Here is an 18,757-nt window from a genome sequence, read left to right as displayed (position 1 = left end):
TCAGCTCACCACCCGGCGCGCCGCCGCCACGATTCCGGGCGGCTGGGGGAGTGCCGCCTCCTCCAGGCGACGGGCATAGGGGATCGGGACCTCGGCGCTGCACACGCGTTCGACAGGCGCGTCGAGGTCGAAGAACGCCTGCTCGTAGATGCGCGACTCGACCTCGGCGGACAGACTGCCACTGCGCCAGCCCTCGTCGACGACGACGGCCCGGTGAGTCCGCCGGACCGAGCCGACGATCGTCGTGTCGTCCAGGGGCCGCAGTGTCCGCAGGTCGACGACCTCCGCGCTGATCCCTTCCCCAGCCAGTGCCTCTGCGGCTTCGAGGGCCTTGGACATACAACCGCCGTATGCGACGACCGTGACGTCGGTGCCCTCACGGCGGACGACCGCTCGGTCCAGGTCGACCTCCTGGACCGTCGGATCGAGCGTGCCGGCCGCGTTGTAGAGGCTGCCGTGCTCGAAGAGCAGCACCGGGTCGGGGTCGGCCAACGCGGCGGACAGCACATGGCGGGCGTCGTCGACCGTGGCCGGCGCCAGGACACGGAGGCCGGGTATGTGCGCGTACCAGCCTTCGAGGCTGTGGGAGTGCTGGGCAGCCAGCTGCCGTCCCGCGCCCGTCGTCATGCGGATCACCAGCGGCACACCGAGCTGTCCGCCGGACATGTGCCGAAGGGTGGCGGCGTTGTTGAGGATCTGGTCGAGGGCCAGCAGGCTGAAGTTGACCGTCATGATCTCGACGACCGGCCTCATCCCGGCCAGGGCGGCGCCGATACCGGCTCCGACGAACGCGGACTCCGAAAGGGGTGTGTCCCGGACACGATCCGGGCCGAACTCCTCCAGCAGACCGAGACTCACCCCGAAGCAGCCGCCGTAGCGGCCCACGTCCTCGCCCATCAGGAAGACCCGGTCGTCCGAGGCCAACGCCTCGCGCAGGCCCTCCCGCAGGGCCTCCCTGTATGTGGTGGTGCCGTCGTCGGGATGCGCCCGCGGCCGCGTACGCATGCTCATGACGGAACCTCCTCGCGTCGGCCGGTGACATGGAGCAGCAGATCTCCGGCCGGCTCCTCGGGAGCCTGCTCGGCCTCCCGGACGGCTCGGTCGATTGCCTCCATGACCTCGTGATCCAGGGCCTCTTGGGCGACCGCGTCGAGGAAGCCGGCCGCACGCATGCCATCGGCGAGGCCTGTGACGGGATCGTGCCGCTTCCACTCCTCGATCTCGTCCTTCGGCCGGTACCGGTCCGGGTCGTACATCGAGTGCGCTCGGAACCGATACGTCCGCATCTCCAGGAAGTGCGGTCCGCTGCCGGCCCGGATGGACTCGACCGCGCCGCGCGCCGCCTTCTCCACGGCGTGTACGTCCATGCCGTCGACGGCCCAGGCCGCCATGCCGTACGACGCCGCCCGCATCGCCAAGTCCGTCTGGGCGTGCTCGCGGGCGAGGGCCGTCCCCATCGCGTACAGGTTGTTCTCGCAGACGAAGAGCACGGGCAGCCCCCAGAGCGCCGCCAGGTTGGCAGTCTCGTGGAACTCGCCCTCGGCGAAGGCTCCGTCACCGAAGAAGCAGCAGGTCACGCGGGACTCGCCGCGCATTCGGTCGGCGAGCGCCAGGCCCGCAGCGAGCGGCAGTCCGCCGCCCACGATCGCGTTGCCGCCGTAGAAGCGGCGGCCGGCGTCGAAGAGATGCATGGAGCCGCCGCGACCGTGGCTGCACCCGGTGGTCTTCCCGTACATCTCCGCCATCACGGCCTCGGGCGGTACCCCACGGGCCAGCGCGTGGCCGTGTTCGCGGTACGTGGAGACGACCGCGTCCCGCTCGTCGAGCGCCTGGTGGACGCCGACCGCCACCGCCTCCTCGCCGATGTACAGGTGGACGAAGCCCCGTATCGCCGCCGTGCTGTACAGCTCTACGCACCGTTCCTCGAACCGCCGGATGAGCAGCATCTGGTGCAGGAGGTCCATGTCGTGGGCCGCCGCAGGAGTGCGGGAGGGCGTCGCGGGTCCATGAGCGCGACGGGGGCGCTTCGTTCGCGATGTCTTGGCGGACGTGCCGCCGTGTGCGGTGGCCATCACGGCTCCTTGTCGGACATGTCGGCCGTCCAGGCCGGTTCGGGTGTCTCCAGCGTCGACACATCTCCCTCGGGCAGGCCCAGCTCGCGGGCCCGTAGCAGGCGGCGCATCACTTTGCCGCTGCGGGTGTGGGGCAGATCCTCGACGAACTCGATCTCCCTGGGGGCGACGGCCGGGCCGAGGCGCCGACGGGCGAACGCCATGACGTCGCGCCGCAGTTCGGTGTCGGGCGGGTACTCGGGGCGCGGCAGCACGAACGCCTTGACGATCGCGCCGGCCAGCGCGTCGGGGCGTCCGATGACACCGGCCTCGGCGACCGCCGGATGCTCCATGAGCGCGCTCTCCACCTCGAACGGCCCGATGAGGTGCCCCGCGGACTTGATGACGTCGTCGGCCCGGCCCACGAACCAGTACCAGCCGTCGGCGTCGCAGCTGACGAGGTCGCCGGTCAGGTACCACCCGTCCGCGAAGCACGCCTCGTAACGACTCGGCTCGTGGAGGTAGCCCCGGAACATCGACGGCCAGCCCGCCCGCAGGGCGAGCTCGCCCTGGGCACCTGGCTCCTGGAGGATCCGGATGTGCCCGCCGGTGACCGCGGCACGGCCGTCCTCGCCGCACGCCAGCACAGCTGCCTCCACGCCGGGAAGCGGTCGTCCCATCGAACCGGCCCGCACCGGATCGGCCGCGAAGTTGGCGATCATGATCGCCCCCGTCTCGGTCTGCCACCAGGTGTCGTGGACCGGCAGCCCGAGTGCCTCCCGGCCCCAGTGCACGGCCTCGGGATTGAGTGGCTCGCCGACACTCGCGACGAATCGGAGCGACGACAGGTCGTGGCGCGCTGCGGGCGCCGGGTCGCCGCCGCGCGGAGCGGCCCGCATGAGCATGCGGAGCGCGGTGGGGGCCGTGTACCAGACGGTGACGTGCTGGTCGGCGAGGATCCCGTACCAACGAGCGGGGGCGAAGTCCCCTTCGTCGACGACCGTCGTCACCCCGTGGGTGAGCGGGGCGATGATGCCGTACGACATGCCGGTGACCCAGCCGGGGTCGGCGCTGCACCAGAAGACGTCGCCCTCGTGCAGGTCCAGGGCGTAGGCGGCGGTGACGTGATGGGCGAGGACCGCCTCGTGCACGTGGATCGCGCCCTTGGGGGTGCCTGTGGTGCCGCTGGTGAAGTGCAGCAGCGCCGGCTCTGCCGGATCGGTCGGTCCCACGGTGTACTCGTCCGGAACGGCGGACGTGAGCGCGGGGAAGGAGAGGGTGTCCGGGGGTGGGTCGGCCCCGGGGTCGAGGAGCAGGACGTGCCGTAGGTGCGGAAGCCGGGACCGTACCGGGGCCACCTTGCGCTCGTACAGCTCCCGGGTCGAGACCAGCGCCCGGGCGTTGCCCAGCTCCATGCGCAGTGCGACGGGTTCGGGACCGAAGGCGGTGAACAGGGGGCACAGGACTCGTCCGGCACGCAGTGTGCCGAGGACGGTGCTGTACAGCTCGAACCGGCGGCCGAGCAGGGTGAATACCCGCTCGCCGCGTTCCAGGCCCAGCGTTTCCAGCACGTGCGCGAAGCGGGAGCTCTCGGCCGCGAGGCGGGCGAAGGTCACCGTCCGAATGGATCCGTCGCGGGCGACGCAACGCAGCGCGACGCGTTCGCCGTGGCCCTCGCGCAGGTGCCGGTCGACCGCCTCGTACCCGATGTTGATGCCGCCGTCTGGCAGCCCGGCGAGCCGGGACCGCTCGCGTCGCCAGGAGAACGTGGCCCGGGCGCTGTCGTAGTCGGGCATGACCGGTGCCACCCACAGGGCGTTCATCGCGGTGGCTCCACGTCGAGCGCGAGGTTGTCGTAGGAGTACTCGATCGTTTCGTGCAGGGCGACGACTCCGTCGACCGAGCGGCAGAGCCGAACTATCACCGGGATGTCGGCGCGCTCGTCGACCCGGCCTGTCAGCCTGACGACTCCGTCGTCGACGGCCACACGGATCGTGTCGGGGGCGAGGCGCAGAGTGCGGGCCAGGACGTCGTGCTCGATCTCGTCACGGATCGCGGTGTCACCGCGCAGGAAAGGCCGGAGCAGGTCGCTGCGGCTGATGATCCCCATGAGCCGACCGGTCTCGTCGGTGACGGGAAGCCGCTTCACCCCCTCGCGGTCCATCGTCCGGGCCGTCTCGACGAGATTCCAGTTCGGGTGTGCCGTGACGGCGGGCGAGGTCATCAGCTGGGCGGCCGTCTCCGCGTCGGGCAGCCCTTCCTCCTGGGACAGCAGTCGGACGTCTGCTGGGCGGCCCTCCAGGTCGGGGAGCTCGGCGGTGGTCCGCAGCAGGTCGGCCTCGGAGACCACGCCGAGCAGGCGTCGGTCCGGGTCGACGACCGGGACCGCCGAGACGTCGTTCTCGGCGAAGAGACGGGCTATCCCCTTGAACGAGGTCCCTGGGGCGGCGGTGACCACGTCGTGTGTCATCACCTCGAAAACCGTACGGTGCTGCATGACGGTCCTCCTTCACAGGACGCGACGGCCCCGGTAGATCTCACCCTGCTGCGCGAAGCCCACCCGCGTGCAGTGCCGAATGGTCCCCTTCCGGGACTGTTCGCCCCTATGACGGTCGGTCGGCCTGGACGCACGGTGGAAGCGAGAGCCCCGGTCCCGGGAGGGCCGCGACCGGGCGCGCGGGCCGGGAGGCGAGAACGATGACTGCGACCGGAACTCGGCAAGGCCAGGAGAAACCACGCGCGGGGCTGTGGGCTCGCGTCGGCGACCGGCTGATCGTGGGCGGTGCCACGGTCGGGGACGAGGGGCGTGACGGTGAGATCGTCGCGCTCCACCACGCCGACGGCACTCCCCCCTTCGACGTCCGATGGTCGGACACGGGCCGGGTCACTCTGGTGTTCCCGGGCCCGGACGCGCGGGTCCAGCACTTCCCGCCGCATGACACGAAGGCCGCTACGCGGTCGTGAACTCCGCCGCCGCGTCGACCACGCCGGGCACAGCCCGGGTCAGCCGCAGGGCCACATCCGAAGGCACGGACCGGGGCAGGCGTCCGGTGAGCGTCACCGCGCCATCTGCGACTCGTACGGTGAGTGCGGCGTCGCCTTCAGGAATCAGATGCGTGAGGAGTTCGTGCCTCACGTCCTCGGCGAGTTCGGCGTCGGAGCGTAGATAGACCTTGAGCAGGTCGCCCCGGCTGACGACGCCGACCGGGCGGCCGTCCTCGTCCACCACGGGGAGCCGCTTGAGATGGCCTCGCCCCATGAGCCGCGCGGCCCCCGCGATCGTGGCACCGCGCGGCACGGTGACGGCCGGCGACGACATCAAGGTGCCCGCCGTCACCGACCCCGCGCTGTCCCGAGTACGTCCGCCTCGGACACCACGCCGACCACCCGCCCCTCGGCAGACAGCACGGGAACCGCGCTGATGCCCCAGCGCCGCATGGACCGGACGATCTCCTTGACCGGTGCGTCGAGCCTGGCGGAGACCACCGCATGGGTCATCACGTCGTCGACGGTACGTGGGTGCTTCATGACCGGCCTCCGGTACGTCCGCGCCCCGAGTCCTGTTGCCGCGAGGGTGTCGCCACCCGGCGGCGGACGACAAGGGCCGAAAGGGGCACGGCGGGACCCGTGCAGCCCTGGCACGGGCCGTCGACCGGTGCTTTCCTGAAAGTGAGGAGGGGCCCGCCCCAGGGACGCGGGGAAGCAGCTTCGAGCCGCGCACCGCGCGATCAGGATCCGCGAGAAGCGGATGGGCCCCTCCTCCCGTGGTGTCTCCAGCAGCGCCGCCACTCGTGGTCCGGGCGGACCGCGCCCGGGACCGACCGGCCCTACCCAGCCCCTGCAGCCCGGTGCGAGCGTGGCAGCAGGCCACCACACGACCCGGAAGGCGGTGGGCACGATGGAATCGCCCCTGGTGGTAGGAGTCGACGGGTCCGACGCCAGTCTCACGGCCGTGGACTGGGCCGTCGACGAAGCGGTACGGCACGGGCTCCCCCTACGGATCGTCCACGCCTCGATGTGGGAACGGTACGAAGGAGTCGTCCCCACCTGGGCCACGGACCGTTCCTCGGGCCAGGTTTTCGCCGAGAACATCGCCGGCACTGCGGCCGAACGCGCCCGACGCCGCGCACCCGACCTCCCCCTCAGCACGGACGTCCTCGCTGAGGACGCCTCCACCGGGCTGCTCAGGGAGGGGCAGGAGGGCGCGATCCTGGTCGTCGGGTCCCGGGGGCGCGGCGAGTTCGCCGACCTTCTGCTCGGATCCGTCAGTCTCATCGTGGCCGCCCGGGCCCATTGCCCGGTCGTCGTCGTCCGTGGAGACCGACAGGCCCTGGAGGCACGCCACGGGCGCGTTCTGCTCGGCGTAGGAGAACACGACGTGGACTCTCCGGCTGTGCGGTTCGCGTTCCGTGAGGCGGCTGTCCGGGATGCGGAACTCGACGTCGTCCGAGCCTGGCGACGGCCGGCCCATGAACCGGTCGACCACCTGCTGCTGACCGGCGACGGGGGAGCCTACTTCGCGGAAAGGTCCTCGGAACTGCTCGACAAGGCCCTTGAGGCCGCAGCGTCCGCGCATCCCCGGGTGCGCCTGCGCAGGACCACGGTCGAGGGTGCCGCGCACAGAGTGCTGACCGAGCGTTCCGCCGCCGCCGACCTGCTGGTCGTCGGGGCACCACGCCGTGACAGGCTCGTCGGCCTGGAACTCGGCAGGGTCGCCCACCGCGCCCTGCACCACGCCTCGTGTCCGGTCGCCGTGGTACCCCAGCGGAACCCGGAGCCCCCGGAAGGAGACCGGTGATGAGCACGGCCGATGACCGGCACGCGCCGCACGTCACGAGCGACCTGGGACGCCGCGTCGCGGCACGGCGCACGCAGCTCGGCTTGTCCCGGGAGGAAGTGGCCGAACGAGCCGGCTCTGCACCCGGCTTCATCGCCTACGTCGAAGAGCGTGTGCCGACCCCGGGGATCGAATTCCTGGTCCGGCTCGCCAACGCCTTGGAGACCACCGTCCAGGATCTCACCGGGTACAGGTCGGACCTCGCGCCCGGAGAGGCCCACGCCGGGCACCAGGCACGGATGGAGGAGATCGGCGAGGCCGAGTGCTGGAAGCTGCTCGACGGCCACGGCGTCGGCCGGGTCGCCGTCGAGGGACGGGACGGGCTGGCGGTGTTCCCTCTCAACTACCAGGTCGTCGACGGGGAGATCGTCTTCATGACCGGTGCGGATTCGTCCCTCGCGCGCGCCGCGGCGTCCGGCGCGGAGGTCGCCTTCGAGGAGGACCGTCTGGACGAGGCCTTCAGCCAGGGCTGGAGCGTGCTCCTTGTCGGTCCGGTACGCACGGTGTCGGACGAGACCTCGGTAGAGAGGATCAACGACGCCGGCCGCCCGGAGCCGTGGGCCGGGGATGGGCGCGACACCAAGGTGACGCTCTCGCCGCGCCGGGTGACCGGCCGCCGAATCCGCGTACCGGGCGCGCCCGGCACTTCGAACGGGTCTGCCGGCCAGGCGTGATCGATGAGATCACCGGAAACCGGACCGGCTCTCCGCGGGTGGATCCAACGACGAAGCCGTCGCCCGCGTCGGCTCCTTAGCTCGATGCCACAGACGACCGACCGATACACGCCTTCCACAGGGCACCGGCACCCGCAGAACACCGAGCGAGGAACGCGCCGCGCCGACGACGGTGAGGGAGACCGAGCCGACGATGAAGCCCTGAACGCCACCGAGCCCGCGCGCAGCCGAGCACCGTCAGATCCGCCTCGTTCGCGGCGGCCGTCAGTTCCTCGGCAGCCCGGCCACGCACCCGCTCAGTGAGCACCTCGAGGCCGGGATGGTCCTTCCGCGCGCGGTTCGACTCCTTTCGGGAGGGACCCTCGGCCCGTTCGGCCAGGGTGCGGGCGTGCGGCAAGGGCACCTCCGGGGTTGTTCGTCCACTCCTCGACGTGCACCGGCCGGAGGGGCACGTCGCGCAGCACCGCTTCCGATGCCGCCCACCCCACCGCAGCGAGATTTCCTCCGAGCGCCCAGACCGACGGTGACCTGGGCTGTCATGACGTGCCTCCTCAGCCGAGTCCGCTCCGCTCCGTCCGCGGTCGGACCGCACAGGACATCCCCAACTTCAGGCTGGTGGTCCCGTGGCTCCCGACAGCAGGGCCGGGCGGGTCTCGATCGGGGCCGAACGGCCCATGCATGGGAAGCCCGGCACGGTGTCAGCGTGGGAGGTGTCGCCCCCTCGGGACGTGCTCCCGAGCGCCGGGCGTATCCCGGAGGAGGAGCCATGACCAGCGAGATCCCCGCTCGACCGGAGCTGGGCGACGTCGTCGTGGGAGTCGACGGGTCCCCCTCCGGGCGCACGGCCGCGCTCTGGGCCGCCACGGAGGCGGACCGACGGGGGCGGCCTCTGCATCTCGTGCACGCCGCCGATACCGACCGCCGGGCCCTCTTCGCCAATGCCGAGACAATCCAGGCGGTACGCGAAGCGGGCCGTGAACTGCTGATCGATACCGCGAACACGGTTCAAGAGCGTTTTCCGGACCTTGCCATCACGAAGGAACTGAGCCGCCAGGAGCCGGTTGCCGGTCTCCGGGCTTCCGCCGGCGACCGCGGGACGATCGTGGTGGGCAACCGGGGGCTCGGCGGCTTCTCGGCCCTCATGCTCGGCTCCGTCGGTCTGGGTGTGGCAGCCCGCGCCGAGGCGCCCGTGATCGTCGTCCGCGGTGAAGGCGACCGTCCCGAGTCGGGATCGGTGACGGCGGCCGTGCACGGTGCTTCGGATCGCGGCTGGCTGCTCGTCGCGGCTGCCGAAGCGGATGCCCGCAAGGCGGTGTTGCGTCTGGTGAGCGTCTGGAACGTGCTCACCCACGTCGGCAGCGTCGCGACCATGCTGGACGACCTCGATGAGATCGCGCGGCAGCGCGTGCACGAGATCAAGGCGCTCGCCGACCTCGTGCGTGAGTACTATCCCGGGCTCATCGTCAGCCATCACGTCGAGACGGGCACGAGCACGCCCGGGATCCTGGTGGAGGCGAGTGCCCACACCGATCTGCTCGTGATGGGAAGGGAACACCGAACGCTGGGCGTCGGTCCGTCCCTGGGACGCGTCGCCCACACCCTGCTCCACCACGCCCACTGCCCGGTGCAGATCGTCCCACCCGCCTTCGCCACCCGGGTCGAGGAGACGTGAACGAGATACTGCTCGGAATCGACCCCCGGGAGCAGTCGATCCCCGCTCTCGTCTGGGCCGCCGATGAGGCCGTACGAAGAGGACTGGCGCTCCGACTGGTCGTCGCAGTACCGCCCGCCCATGACGGGCTCCGGTACGACGCCTTCGCGCACCAGAGCGCCCTGCTACTCCGCGCGGAGTCGGCGATAGCCAACGCGGAGGACCTCGTCCGAGAACTGCATGGCGGGCTGCGGATCGCGACGGAACGCGTGAACGGCGTGCCGGCGACCGTGCTGCGTGACATGGCGGAGCACGCCGCACTCGTCGTCGTGGGCTCCCGGCGTCTCGGCAGGGCGGCCGAGATGTTCAGCGAGAGCTCCGTTGTCGTCCCGCTCACCGCGCGGGCCGACTGCCCCGTCGTCGTGGTCCGTGCACCTGAGCACTCCGCCGTGCACCCACCCACGCTCGTCGTCGGCGTGGACGGAAGCGAGTCCTCACGGGCCGCCGTCGCCTTTGCCGTCGAGGAGGCGAGCGTGCGCGAGGCACGGCTGCGGGTCGTCTGGGTCTGGCCCCGTTCCTTCCTCGCCCACGACGACGAGGAGAAGGGGCTGGTCGAGCGGCGTCGGCTGCTCACCGAATCGGTGGCGGGCTGGGCGGAGAGGTATCCGGATGTCGCCATCTCCGAGGAGGTCCTTCGAGGGCACCCGGTTGAGCAACTCGCCCTGGCGTCCCAGGAATCCCTCGCCCTGATCGTCGGCCGCAGAGGCCGCGGCGGCTACTCCGGCATGCGGCTGGGTTCGACGGTCCACGGCCTGCTGCACCGCGCCATGTGTCCCGTGATCACCGTCCCCCTCCCACAGCGTGAGGGGCGCGTCGGCGATCCGGCATGGGCCGACCGGTCCCGTTCCAGGCCGACCGACCGGCCCCGGCCGGCTGACCCGCTCGGCACTGGGGAGCGGAGACCTCCACGCGGGACGGTGAGGCGAGAGGACGAATCCGGTCCGTCCGCCGGTTTCACGGAGAGGTGAGCACCATGCAGCGCATCCGCATCCGCATCAGCTCCCGGCCCCGTCAGCCCCACAGGCCGAGCCCCCTCGATCGGCGCACCCCGTCCGGCAGTCCGCTTCCGTACTGAGGGCGCCAGAGAGTCTCGGAGGATGCCATGGGACCGACGCGACGCGTCGTACCGTTCGCGGAGCTGGGCCGGTCGGATGTCGGCCGGGTGGGAGGCAACAGCGCCTCGCCGGGAGAGATGGCCAACCGGCTCGGCGCCGCGGGCATACGCGTACCGACGGGCTTCGCCACCACTGCTGAGGCGTACGAGGAACTTCTCTCCTGCCGCGGACTGCGGGACTCCGTCCAGGAGCACGACCACCTGCACCAAGGGGCCCCGCTCGACGAGGTCGGGGCGGGCATCCGTTCGTTCTTCCTCGCGCAGCCACTGCCTCCACCGCTGCGAGACGCCATTCTGGCCGCGTACGAGCTGCTGGCCGAGGAGAGCGGTGGGGAGGCGCCCGAGGTGGTAGCAGCGGCGGTCAAGCGGCACGTGGCCCGCGCCGAGACGGCGCTCGGAGCGGCACGGGACGAAGGGAGCGGTGACCATGCCCAGGAACACACGGCACCGAGTCGCCCGAAACAGCGAGCCGCCGGTCCAGCTCGGGCCGCAGGCGGCCAGGGGGGACGCGCGGCGCGGTCGCCCCAGGAACCACCAGGTGCCGGCGGAGGGGGCGAACGGGCCTCCCAAACGCCCGGTACACACCATCAGGGTGTCGACGCTCTTCCTCTGAACCGGTGGAGAACCGGCCGGATCGCGAGCAGGGGGATGGAAAGGAGGACGCGGCCATGACGACCGCAAGGGAAATCATGCACACCGGTGCGAGCTGCGTGCAGGAGAACGAGAGCCTCGTGGACGCCGCGCGCCGCATGAGCGAGCTGGATGTCGGCGCGCTGCCCATCTGCGGGCCGGACAATCGGCTGCACGGCATCATCACAGACCGGGACATCGTGGTGAAGTGCCTTGCCAAGGGCAAGGATCCCCAACGGATGACGGCCGGGGACCTCGCCCAGGGCAAGCCGGTCACCGTGGACGCGGGCGCCGACGGCGAAGAGGTGCTCCGCACGATGCAGGATCACCGCATCCGCCGCGTGCCCGTGATCGACGATCACCGCCTGATCGGCATGATCAGTGAGGCGGACCTGGCACGGCACCTGCCGGAGGAACGGGTTGGCCACTTCGTCGAGGAGGTCTGCCGCTGACAGCACCGGAGCCGCGGCGCCATGGGCCGGTCGGTCCTTCCCGCTGCGGCCCGTTCGGCCCCGTCGGACAGCCCTCTTGGACGCTGCGCCACATGACCCTGCGGGCGGACGATGGGGTTAGCGAGTCGGACCGGGCCCCGGAACCCGATCCGCCGCCTGTCCGAACCGACTCGGGTCCACGGCGACCGTCCTGGACCCCGTACACGAGGAGCAGACAATGGCCGGAGGCAAGGTGGAACGCAGGCACAGCCACTTCCCCGACTTCAACGACTGGTTCAACCGGGAGTTTCCGGGGCTGCCGGGCTGGCGCCCCGGCTCCGCCGCCCATTCCATCCCGGTCGAGATGACCAGCGGGGACGGCGAGTACGTCCTGAAGGCAGAACTGCCGGGCATGGACCCGGACAAGGACATCAGCATCAGGGTCGATGACAACCTCATCACCGTCAGCGCGGAGCACAGCGAGAGCACGGAGGACAAGCAGCACTCGGAGTTCCGCTACGGATCGTTCCGCAGGACACTGCGCCTCCCGGGCACCATCCCGGTCGACGACGTCGACGCCTCGTACGCGGACGGCATTCTCACCGTCCGCATCCCGATGCCCGTCGAGGAGACACCTACCGGGCGGACCATTCCGGTGAAGCGGGCCGACACCAAGGCCGGGGGAGAGGAGCCATGAACGCCAAGCGTGTCCTGGTCGCCTACGGCAGCAAGGCCGGCGCGACCGCCGGAATCGCCGAAGCGATCGGCCAGACGCTCCGGGACGACGGCTTCGACGCCGTCGTCCTGCCGGCCGACACCGTCACCGACGTCAGCGGTTACGACGGAGTCGTCCTCGGCGGAGCCCTCTACGCCGGGCACTGGAACGGCAAGGCCCGGCGTTGCGCCCGGCGCAACGCCGAACAACTGCGGCACCGTCCTGTCTGGCTCTTCAGCAGCGGTCCGGTCGACCGTTCCGCGGATGACCATGACATCCCGCCCGTACGCGGGGTTGCCCGGCGGATGGAGAAGCTCGGAGCCCGTGAGCACATCACCTTCGGTGGCGCCGTGACCGCCGAGACATCGGACCCGGTCGCCCGGCACATGGTCAGCAGGGGCAAAGGCGGCGACTTCCGCAATCCGGAACGGATCCAGGCATGGGCCCACCACATCGGAGCGGAACTCGGCGCCAACCCCTGACCGGTGCTGCGGATCCACTGACCGGCCACCCCCCGACGGGAGGTGCGGCATGTCCCACCAGGAGTCGCTGGGCAGCGGGGCCGCAGCCTTGCCATCGAAAGGACCCTTCGGGCGCGCAGTCCTGGTCTTCGTTCTGATGACCCCTGAGAACGCTCGCCCGTCCGGGACCATCCATGTCCCGCCTCGAACGCCGCAGGGCCGAAGGGTGACGATCTGGGTGGACGACGCAGGGGCCCCCGCCCAACCTCCAGGCAGCGCCGCGGACCGGGCGTTGGCCTCCCTCTCAGGCGGTACGGCGACGGCAGGAGTCATCGGGGCTACCGGCGCCGGTGTGGTCCTCCTTGTACGACGGCGGACCGAAGGTCACCGGCTCGCTGCGTGGGAACGCGAGTGGGAGCAGGTGGAACCCCTGTGGTCCGGGCCGACACCGCCGGGCCAGCGATGCAGGGAGCGGCGATGACTGACCGTGCAGGCCGCCGTACCGCACCGGAGCGGACGACCTCGCACACTCGGACGCTGCCCTTCGACCCCAGCGAGCCCCTACCCAGGCTGCGCCGGGAACTTGCCACCGGACCGGATGGACTGTCCAACCGCGAAGCCGCCCGCCGCCTCGCCGTGCACGGCCCGAACGAGGTGCGGCGCAAGGCGCGCTCCTCCTTCGCGCGGGAGCTCGTCAGGCAGCTGATCCATCCGCTCGCCCTTCTGCTGTGGGCCGCCGCGGCTCTTGCCTTCGTCGCGGACCTCGCTGTACTCGGCTGGGCGATCCTGGCGGTCATCGCTGTCAACGCGGCGTTCGCGCTGCTCCAGGAACGCCAGGCCGAGCGTGCGGTGGAGACCCTCGCTCGTTATCTGCCCGAGCACGCCTTCGCCGTACGTGACGGCCGGCCCCTCACCGTGGAGGCACGGGACCTGGTGCCTGGCGACGTGATCGTGCTGGAAGAGGGCGACAAGGTACCTGCCGACGCACGCGTCACCGAAGGCGGAGTGGAAGTCGATCTGTCGATGCTCACAGGCGAGTCCGTACCCGCCGAACGCATCGCCGCGGCCGGGCTCCTCGGCGCCCCCCTGCTTGAGGAGCCGAACCTCGTCTTCAGCGGCACGACCTGCGTCGAGGGGCAGGCCCGGGCCATCGTGTTCGCCACCGGCGACCACACCGAGCTCGGCCGGATCGCGGCCCTGAGCCAGCGGACGCGGCGCGAGGCGAGCCCGTTGGAACGACAGGTCAAGAAGGTCGCCTGGCTCATCGCCGGGGTCGCCACCGGCATGGGCGCCCTGTTCCTGGTCCTGGGCGTGGCTGTCGGACTGCCGGTGACCGACTCCCTCATGTTCGCCATCGGGCTCCTCGTCGCCAACGTTCCCGAGGGACTGCTTCCGACGATCACGCTGGCCCTCGCCGTCGGCGTCCGCGCACTGGCCCGTGAGGGCGCCCTGGTGAAGCGGCTCAGCGCCGTGGAGACGCTCGGTTCCACGAACGTCATCTGCACGGACAAGACAGGCACACTGACTCGCAACAGCATGCGTCTGAGGGCTCTCTGGACTGCGGGTCATGGAGCGGAGCCCGGCCCCTGGGCGCAGGAGCTGGTGCGGGCGAGCGCCCTGTGCACCACCGTCACCCGTGATGAGGACGGTGAGCTGCACGGCGATCCGACGGAGGCTGCCCTCGTCACCGGGGCCTCCGACCGCGAGGTGCCGGTGGACCTCGCCCGGCGCGACGAGGGACGGCGCAGACTGTTCCGCTTCGATCCCCGGCTGCGGCTGATGTCGGTCGTGCAGGAAGACGAGGCGAAAGGTCGCGTGCGGACCGTCACCAAAGGAGCGCCCGAGGCGGTCCTGGCCCGTGTCCGTCCTGGCTCCGCCACGGACGCCGCCCGCTCGGCGGCGGAGGAGCTGGCTCGGGGCGGCATGCGGGTCCTGGCCGTCGCCGTACGCGATCTGCCGCCGGGCGCGGAGCCGCCGTCACGCCGTCAGGACGCCGAGTCGGCACTGACGCTGCTCGGTCTGGTCGGGCTGTACGACCCGCCGCGCCCCGAGGTGGCGGAGGCCGTACGCCGCTGCCACGAGGCCGGGCTGCGCGTGCACATCGTGACGGGGGACAGCGGAGCCACCGCCGCGGCCGTCGCCCGGGAGGTCGGAATCGGAGTACCCCGTCTGCACGTGGTCGCGGCTTCGGAGTCTTTGGGCGACGACGAGCTGGACCGGCTCCTCGTGGAGGGCGACGCCGAGATCGTCTTCGCCCGCTCCTCACCCGAGACGAAGCTCAAGGTGGCCGACACCCTGCGGGCGCACGGCCGGATCGTCGCCATGACGGGTGACGGCGTCAATGACGCCCCCGCGCTGCACCGCGCCCACATCGGGGTCGCCATGGGACGGTCTGGCACAGATGTGGCCCGCGAGGCTGCCACCATGGTGCTCACCGACGACGACTTCGCCACCATCGTGACCGCGGTCGAATCCGGACGACGTGTCTACGACAACGTGCGCAAGTTCATCGTCTACATCTTCGCTCACGCGACCCCGGAGATCGTTCCCTTCCTCGTCTTCGCGCTCTCCGCCGGCACGGTACCGCTTCCCCTCACCGTTCTGCAGATCCTCGCCATCGACCTGGGAACGGAGACCCTGCCCGCCCTCGCACTCGGCCGGGAACGCTCCGAGCCCGGCATCATGCAGCGGCCGCCTCGGCCGCGGCATCAAGGCGTGATCTCCCGCGACATGCTCGTCAGGAGCTGGGGCTACCTCGGGTTGGTCTCCGCGGTGTTGGTCATGGCGGGCTACTTCTACGTGCTCTGGCGGGCGGGGTGGCAGCCGGGTGACCCCACGGGCACGGGCAGCCCCTTGCACCACGCCTATGTGACGGCTACGACGGCCACCTTCGCCGGCATCGTCACCTGCCAGGTCGGCACGGCGTTCGCGGCCCGCACCGATCACGCGGCGCTGCGCGACATCGGGGTGTTCACGAACCCGCTGCTGCTCGCCGGCGTCGCCTTCGAGCTCGCGTTCACGGCCGCTCTCGTCTACGCGCCCCCGCTCCAGAATCTCTTCGGCACGGCCGCCCTGCCTCTGGACATCGTCCTCCTCGTCGCGACGTTCCCGGTCCTGGTGTGGGGAACGGACGAGGTGCGGCGCGCCAGGCGGCGCCGTCAGCTGCCGTCCGCGGCGCGCTCGGTCCCGGCCGGCTCCGTACCGCCCTGGTCGAGTCGGAAGGGCGGGTAGGCGTCCGTCATCAGGCTCGCGTAGGCGGCGACGCGCAGGACCCAGCGGTTCAGTCCGACGATCAGGACGAAGAGGTCGCGCGGATAGCGCTCGGTGAAGGCGAGGGCGAACGCCGCGATGAGCGCGAGCAGGGTGATCAGCCCGCCGCTCCACCATCCTGCGTGCATGCCGCTGGTGAAGAAGGCGATCACGAGGTAGTGGGGGATGGCGAGCAGCCACCACTTGACCAGCACCATCGAGCGCGAGAGCCGCTCCGGGTAGGCGATGTCGAGCCGGGCCGGGTAGTCGGGTTCAGGGCCCAGGCTGAAGGGCGGGTAGCGGTCGGTGCCCAGTGCGCCGTACGAGTAGTACGACACGCGCCAGGACCAGCGGAGCACGCCGAGGTTGAAGTCGAACAGGCCCCGGGGGAAGCGTTCGGTGAAGAGGATGGCGAAGAACGCGATCATCGTCACGACGAGGAAGGCGATCCAGAGGAAGAACAGCACGATCCAGTGGGGGATCACCAAAATCCACTTGACCAGCCACAGCCAGCGGGACAGCTGGCTGTCGAGTTCGGCGGATACCGCCACGGGACCGTGCGGGGCGCTAGGGGTGCCCATGATCGTCACTTCCTCGACAGGTCGTCGTCTTCGTGCTGGAGCCGGTCGACGGCCCCCACGACACCGTCGACGCAGGCCCGGTCCATCACGCGGGCGGCCCGCACCACGCTCCATTCGGGTCGGGCGACGACTGCGGGACTCGACATGAGAGTGCCCGCGGTGTCGAGCCCGGCCCGGGCGGTGCGGTGGCGTACCAGGTCCGCCTCCGAGACACGCCCAGTGGCCGGTCCGACGCGTCCACGACGCACACCGCAGTGATGTCGAACTCGTCCAGAAGCCGTGCGATTTCCTTGAACGTCGTGCCCGGAACGACGCTGACATCCGCGACACTGCGGTGCCTCGCTCGTCACCTTCTCACGCGTTCGACCGGCGGCCCCCCCGTTCAGGATCGCCCGCTGCCGCCGTCGTGGGGAGGGCCGTCCGGCCCATGGGGTTGCCCGTGGTCGTCGGCGTAGGCCGCAAAGACCCGCTCGGGTCCCTCGCCCGTGCGCAGGAAGCGCTCGTCGAGCACGACGGCCAGGTCTTCCAGTGCCCTGCGCAGTACCGACGCGGAGAGCCTGACGTCCGGGTGGCGCGCCCTGGTGGCCTGGTCCGCGAGGCCGACGGTGTAGCGGAGCTGGCGGGGCAGGGACGTGTTCTCGTCCCCGTCGTGGAAGTAGTACGACTCGGCGTACTGCATGAAGTCGACCGTGATGGTGGAGAGGGCGGAGGCGAGGCCGTCGAGGAGCGCCGCACCCCCGTCGGAGTCGAGCGCCTGGGTGGTGGCCCGGCTCCGGCGCACGTGCGACAGCCGCAGGGCCAGCGCCCTGCGGCGGGCGAGCGCCGGGTAGATTCCGAGGATCCAGGCGACGGTCGCCGACAGCAGGACGAAGCCCACGAGGGCCTCCATCGGGGCGAGTACACGCAGCCACCCGGAGGCCGGCGCGATGTCGCCCAGTCCGAGCGTGGCCAGGGTGACCAGCGAGATGTAGAGGGCGTCGAGAGGGCCCGCGTGTTCGGACGGGACGAGCCCCGTTGCGTACGACCATTCCTCCGGCATGTGGGGCCAGTAGATGAGCGCCCACCCCAGGGCCACGGTCAGCGCCCAGGCGGCGAAGACGGTCACCATGCCGAGCGGGCCCGCCAGACCGGCGGTGCGCCTCCCGGTGCCGAGGCGGGCGGACAGCCGCCACATGGACATCATCACCAGTCTGCTCAGGCCGCCGTGACGGGTCGGGTGCCAGAGCGTGTGGAACACGTCCCGGAGGATGAACAGCACCAGGACAGCGCCCGCCGGTGTCGCAAGCCACGTCATCCGGGCACCTTTCCCACGAGCGGTGATGGTGTCCCGCCCTCCGGCTTCGATCTCAGCCCACTGGCGGCGCCCGCTCGCCCCTTCGGGCGCGCAGCTTCCGCGGGGTGTCCTTGGTGCGGCGGCACGGCTCGCGCCCGCGCCTCGATCCGGCCTCGTACGACGATCGTCGGAGCCGACAGCCGGTTCTCGCCCGGCCGATGACGTCGCGGAGGCCGGGGCCGCGGAACACCTGCCTCGGGGCCGGAGCCGTCGCCTTCGCCGACGAGGACAGGCCGGTGCTGGTCACCGAGACATGCTTCGTCCCCGCGCCCTGGTCCCGTGACCCGCACCGTAAAGGCCGGACACGGCTATGTCCGGCTCTTGGCGGTGAGTTCGCACCGCACGTCCACGACGCCTTCGACAGCGCGGGCCAGGCGGGCCGCGAGCGGGATGAGTGCGCTGTCGCGAACCTCGCCGGAGAGGGTCACGACCCCGGCGTCGACACGGACATCGACCCGGTGCTGCGAGAGCGGGAACAGGTGCTCGACGACGTCACGGCGCACCTCGGCGGCGAGATCCTCGTCCGGTCGGAGGAAGACCTTGAGGAGATCGGACCGGCTCACGATTCCCTGGATGGTGCCGCTCGCGTCGACGACCGGCAGCCGCTTGACGCGCTGGGCGGCCATGAGGCGCGCGGCCTGGGGCAGGGACGCCTCGGGCGCGACGGTGACGGCGGGCGATGTCATGAGGTCCTCGGCCCGTCGGGAACCCGCCTTGGCCGTGGCGTCGAGCCGTCGCATCTGTTCGACGAGACCGAGGCGGTGGTCGTGGAACTCCTCCTTGAGGAGCAGATCGGCCTCGGAGACCACTCCGACGACGCGGCCCTCGCCCTCGACGACGGGTACGGCCGTCACCTTCCACCGCTCCATGGCGGCGACGATCTCCTTGAACTCCGCCCCGGGCTGGACGGCGACGACCTTCTTGGTCATCACGTCGGCGACGGTGAACGGCTGAGGTGTCATCGCTCATT

Annotated in this window: 19 protein-coding genes and 1 pseudogene; 10 read left to right on the top strand and 10 right to left on the bottom strand. The window is 71.0% G+C overall.

Going from position 1 to position 18,757, the window contains the following annotated elements; genetic code table 11:
* The 4 genes from ACFY8U_RS08690 to ACFY8U_RS08675 are packed head-to-tail and all read right to left on the bottom strand — an operon-like array spanning position 1 to position 4,548.
* Positions 1–1,011 (bottom strand): alpha-ketoacid dehydrogenase subunit beta, encoded by a 1,011-nt coding sequence (locus ACFY8U_RS08690; protein ID WP_389567479.1) that lies wholly within the window; start codon positions 1,009–1,011, stop codon positions 1–3.
* Positions 1,008–2,072 (bottom strand): pyruvate dehydrogenase (acetyl-transferring) E1 component subunit alpha, encoded by a 1,065-nt coding sequence (gene pdhA / locus ACFY8U_RS08685; protein WP_389567476.1) that lies wholly within the window; start codon positions 2,070–2,072, stop codon positions 1,008–1,010. The genes ACFY8U_RS08690 and pdhA overlap by 4 nt, the downstream gene beginning before the upstream one ends.
* A complete protein-coding gene (gene acsA, locus ACFY8U_RS08680) occupies positions 2,072–3,874 on the bottom strand; it encodes an acetate--CoA ligase (RefSeq protein ID WP_389567474.1) in 1,803 nt (600 codons plus the stop codon). Before acsA ends, pdhA begins: the two co-directional genes overlap by 1 nt.
* Positions 3,871–4,548, bottom strand: a complete 678-nt coding sequence (locus ACFY8U_RS08675) for a CBS domain-containing protein (RefSeq protein WP_389567472.1) — start codon at positions 4,546–4,548, stop codon at positions 3,871–3,873. The genes acsA and ACFY8U_RS08675 overlap by 4 nt, the downstream gene beginning before the upstream one ends.
* A 200-nt stretch (positions 4,549–4,748) precedes the next feature.
* On the opposite strand from ACFY8U_RS08675, the gene ACFY8U_RS08670 reads away from it, so the two are divergent.
* Positions 4,749–5,015 (top strand): DUF1918 domain-containing protein, encoded by a 267-nt coding sequence (locus tag ACFY8U_RS08670; RefSeq protein ID WP_389567469.1) that lies wholly within the window; start codon positions 4,749–4,751, stop codon positions 5,013–5,015.
* On the opposite strand, the gene ACFY8U_RS08665 is transcribed toward ACFY8U_RS08670, so the two are convergent.
* On the bottom strand, positions 5,002–5,370 hold the full coding sequence (locus tag ACFY8U_RS08665) for a CBS domain-containing protein (RefSeq protein ID WP_389567466.1): 369 nt from the start codon (positions 5,368–5,370) through the stop codon (positions 5,002–5,004). The two genes, ACFY8U_RS08670 and ACFY8U_RS08665, sit on opposite strands and share 14 nt — an antisense overlap.
* A gap of 14 nt (positions 5,371–5,384) precedes the next feature.
* Positions 5,385–5,579, bottom strand: coding sequence for a CBS domain-containing protein (locus ACFY8U_RS08660; protein WP_389567463.1), 195 nt, complete (start codon positions 5,577–5,579; stop codon positions 5,385–5,387).
* A gap of 370 nt (positions 5,580–5,949) precedes the next feature.
* Here ACFY8U_RS08660 and ACFY8U_RS08655 point away from each other — a divergent pair, with 370 nt between their 5' ends.
* The 9 genes from ACFY8U_RS08655 (at position 5,950) to ACFY8U_RS08615 (ending at position 15,855) form a co-directional block, all read left to right on the top strand.
* On the top strand, positions 5,950–6,849 hold the full coding sequence (locus tag ACFY8U_RS08655; RefSeq protein ID WP_389567460.1) for a universal stress protein: 900 nt from the start codon (positions 5,950–5,952) through the stop codon (positions 6,847–6,849).
* Positions 6,849–7,562, top strand: coding sequence for a helix-turn-helix domain-containing protein (locus ACFY8U_RS08650; protein WP_389567458.1), 714 nt, complete (start codon positions 6,849–6,851; stop codon positions 7,560–7,562). The genes ACFY8U_RS08655 and ACFY8U_RS08650 overlap by 1 nt, the downstream gene beginning before the upstream one ends.
* Before the next feature lie 766 nt (positions 7,563–8,328).
* Positions 8,329–9,234, top strand: coding sequence for a universal stress protein (locus ACFY8U_RS08645; protein ID WP_389567455.1), 906 nt, complete (start codon positions 8,329–8,331; stop codon positions 9,232–9,234).
* On the top strand, positions 9,231–10,241 hold the full coding sequence (locus tag ACFY8U_RS08640) for a universal stress protein (protein ID WP_389567452.1): 1,011 nt from the start codon (positions 9,231–9,233) through the stop codon (positions 10,239–10,241). The genes ACFY8U_RS08645 and ACFY8U_RS08640 overlap by 4 nt, the downstream gene beginning before the upstream one ends.
* 134 nt (positions 10,242–10,375) lie before the next feature.
* A complete protein-coding gene (locus ACFY8U_RS08635) occupies positions 10,376–11,059 on the top strand; it encodes a PEP/pyruvate-binding domain-containing protein (RefSeq protein ID WP_389567449.1) in 684 nt (227 codons plus the stop codon).
* Complete coding sequence (locus ACFY8U_RS08630; protein WP_389567445.1) at positions 11,056–11,469, top strand: CBS domain-containing protein; 414 nt, start codon at positions 11,056–11,058, stop codon at positions 11,467–11,469. The genes ACFY8U_RS08635 and ACFY8U_RS08630 overlap by 4 nt, the downstream gene beginning before the upstream one ends.
* Positions 11,470–11,686: 217 nt before the next feature.
* Entirely contained in the window at positions 11,687–12,145 is a 459-nt protein-coding gene (locus ACFY8U_RS08625; RefSeq protein WP_389567442.1) for an Hsp20/alpha crystallin family protein, read from the top strand.
* Positions 12,142–12,645, top strand: coding sequence for a flavodoxin domain-containing protein (locus tag ACFY8U_RS08620; protein WP_389567439.1), 504 nt, complete (start codon positions 12,142–12,144; stop codon positions 12,643–12,645). The genes ACFY8U_RS08625 and ACFY8U_RS08620 overlap by 4 nt, the downstream gene beginning before the upstream one ends.
* Before the next feature lie 456 nt (positions 12,646–13,101).
* Entirely contained in the window at positions 13,102–15,855 is a 2,754-nt protein-coding gene (locus tag ACFY8U_RS08615) for a cation-translocating P-type ATPase (RefSeq protein ID WP_389567437.1), read from the top strand.
* On the opposite strand, the gene ACFY8U_RS08610 is transcribed toward ACFY8U_RS08615, so the two are convergent.
* From ACFY8U_RS08610 to ACFY8U_RS08595, 4 genes and pseudogenes are all read right to left on the bottom strand, one after another.
* Complete coding sequence (locus tag ACFY8U_RS08610; RefSeq protein WP_389567434.1) at positions 15,783–16,454, bottom strand: DUF4389 domain-containing protein; 672 nt, start codon at positions 16,452–16,454, stop codon at positions 15,783–15,785. The genes ACFY8U_RS08615 and ACFY8U_RS08610 overlap by 73 nt on opposite strands.
* A gap of 77 nt (positions 16,455–16,531) precedes the next feature.
* A pseudogene (locus tag ACFY8U_RS08605) lies at positions 16,532–16,740 on the bottom strand (CBS domain-containing protein); the annotation flags it as partial.
* Between the two features lie 96 nt (positions 16,741–16,836).
* A complete protein-coding gene (locus tag ACFY8U_RS08600) occupies positions 16,837–17,748 on the bottom strand; it encodes a potassium channel family protein (RefSeq protein WP_389567431.1) in 912 nt (303 codons plus the stop codon).
* 347 nt (positions 17,749–18,095) lie between these two features.
* Entirely contained in the window at positions 18,096–18,749 is a 654-nt protein-coding gene (locus ACFY8U_RS08595) for a CBS domain-containing protein (protein WP_389567429.1), read from the bottom strand.
* Positions 18,750–18,757 lie beyond the last annotated feature (8 nt).

The organism is Streptomyces sp. NPDC012508, from assembly GCF_042902595.1.
Taxonomy (GTDB): Bacteria; Actinomycetota; Actinomycetes; order Streptomycetales; family Streptomycetaceae; genus Streptomyces.
The sequence above is the reverse complement of the archived record's forward strand: the minus strand, read 5'-3'. Positions and strand labels throughout refer to the sequence as shown.

Bases quoted from the DNA above. Each gene is read 5' to 3' on its own strand.
- ACFY8U_RS08655 (WP_389567460.1), top strand. From the start codon at position 5,950: ATGGAATCGCCCCTGGTGGTAGGAGTCGACGGGTCCGACGCCAGTCTC.
- ACFY8U_RS08600 (WP_389567431.1), bottom strand. From the start codon at position 17,748: ATGACGTGGCTTGCGACACCGGCGGGCGCTGTCCTGGTGCTGTTCATC.
- ACFY8U_RS08630 (WP_389567445.1), top strand. From the start codon at position 11,056: ATGACGACCGCAAGGGAAATCATGCACACCGGTGCGAGCTGCGTGCAG.
- ACFY8U_RS08645 (WP_389567455.1), top strand. From the start codon at position 8,329: ATGACCAGCGAGATCCCCGCTCGACCGGAGCTGGGCGACGTCGTCGTG.
- ACFY8U_RS08670 (WP_389567469.1), top strand. From the start codon at position 4,749: ATGACTGCGACCGGAACTCGGCAAGGCCAGGAGAAACCACGCGCGGGG.
- ACFY8U_RS08665 (WP_389567466.1), bottom strand. From the start codon at position 5,370: ATGTCGTCGCCGGCCGTCACCGTGCCGCGCGGTGCCACGATCGCGGGG.
- ACFY8U_RS08690 (WP_389567479.1), bottom strand. From the start codon at position 1,011: ATGAGCATGCGTACGCGGCCGCGGGCGCATCCCGACGACGGCACCACC.
- ACFY8U_RS08620 (WP_389567439.1), top strand. From the start codon at position 12,142: ATGAACGCCAAGCGTGTCCTGGTCGCCTACGGCAGCAAGGCCGGCGCG.
- ACFY8U_RS08615 (WP_389567437.1), top strand. From the start codon at position 13,102: ATGACTGACCGTGCAGGCCGCCGTACCGCACCGGAGCGGACGACCTCG.
- ACFY8U_RS08610 (WP_389567434.1), bottom strand. From the start codon at position 16,454: ATGGGCACCCCTAGCGCCCCGCACGGTCCCGTGGCGGTATCCGCCGAA.
- ACFY8U_RS08635 (WP_389567449.1), top strand. From the start codon at position 10,376: ATGGGACCGACGCGACGCGTCGTACCGTTCGCGGAGCTGGGCCGGTCG.
- ACFY8U_RS08675 (WP_389567472.1), bottom strand. From the start codon at position 4,548: ATGCAGCACCGTACGGTTTTCGAGGTGATGACACACGACGTGGTCACC.
- ACFY8U_RS08595 (WP_389567429.1), bottom strand. From the start codon at position 18,749: ATGACACCTCAGCCGTTCACCGTCGCCGACGTGATGACCAAGAAGGTC.
- ACFY8U_RS08650 (WP_389567458.1), top strand. From the start codon at position 6,849: ATGAGCACGGCCGATGACCGGCACGCGCCGCACGTCACGAGCGACCTG.
- ACFY8U_RS08660 (WP_389567463.1), bottom strand. From the start codon at position 5,579: ATGAAGCACCCACGTACCGTCGACGACGTGATGACCCATGCGGTGGTC.
- acsA (WP_389567474.1), bottom strand. From the start codon at position 3,874: ATGAACGCCCTGTGGGTGGCACCGGTCATGCCCGACTACGACAGCGCC.
- ACFY8U_RS08625 (WP_389567442.1), top strand. From the start codon at position 11,687: ATGGCCGGAGGCAAGGTGGAACGCAGGCACAGCCACTTCCCCGACTTC.
- pdhA (WP_389567476.1), bottom strand. From the start codon at position 2,072: ATGGCCACCGCACACGGCGGCACGTCCGCCAAGACATCGCGAACGAAG.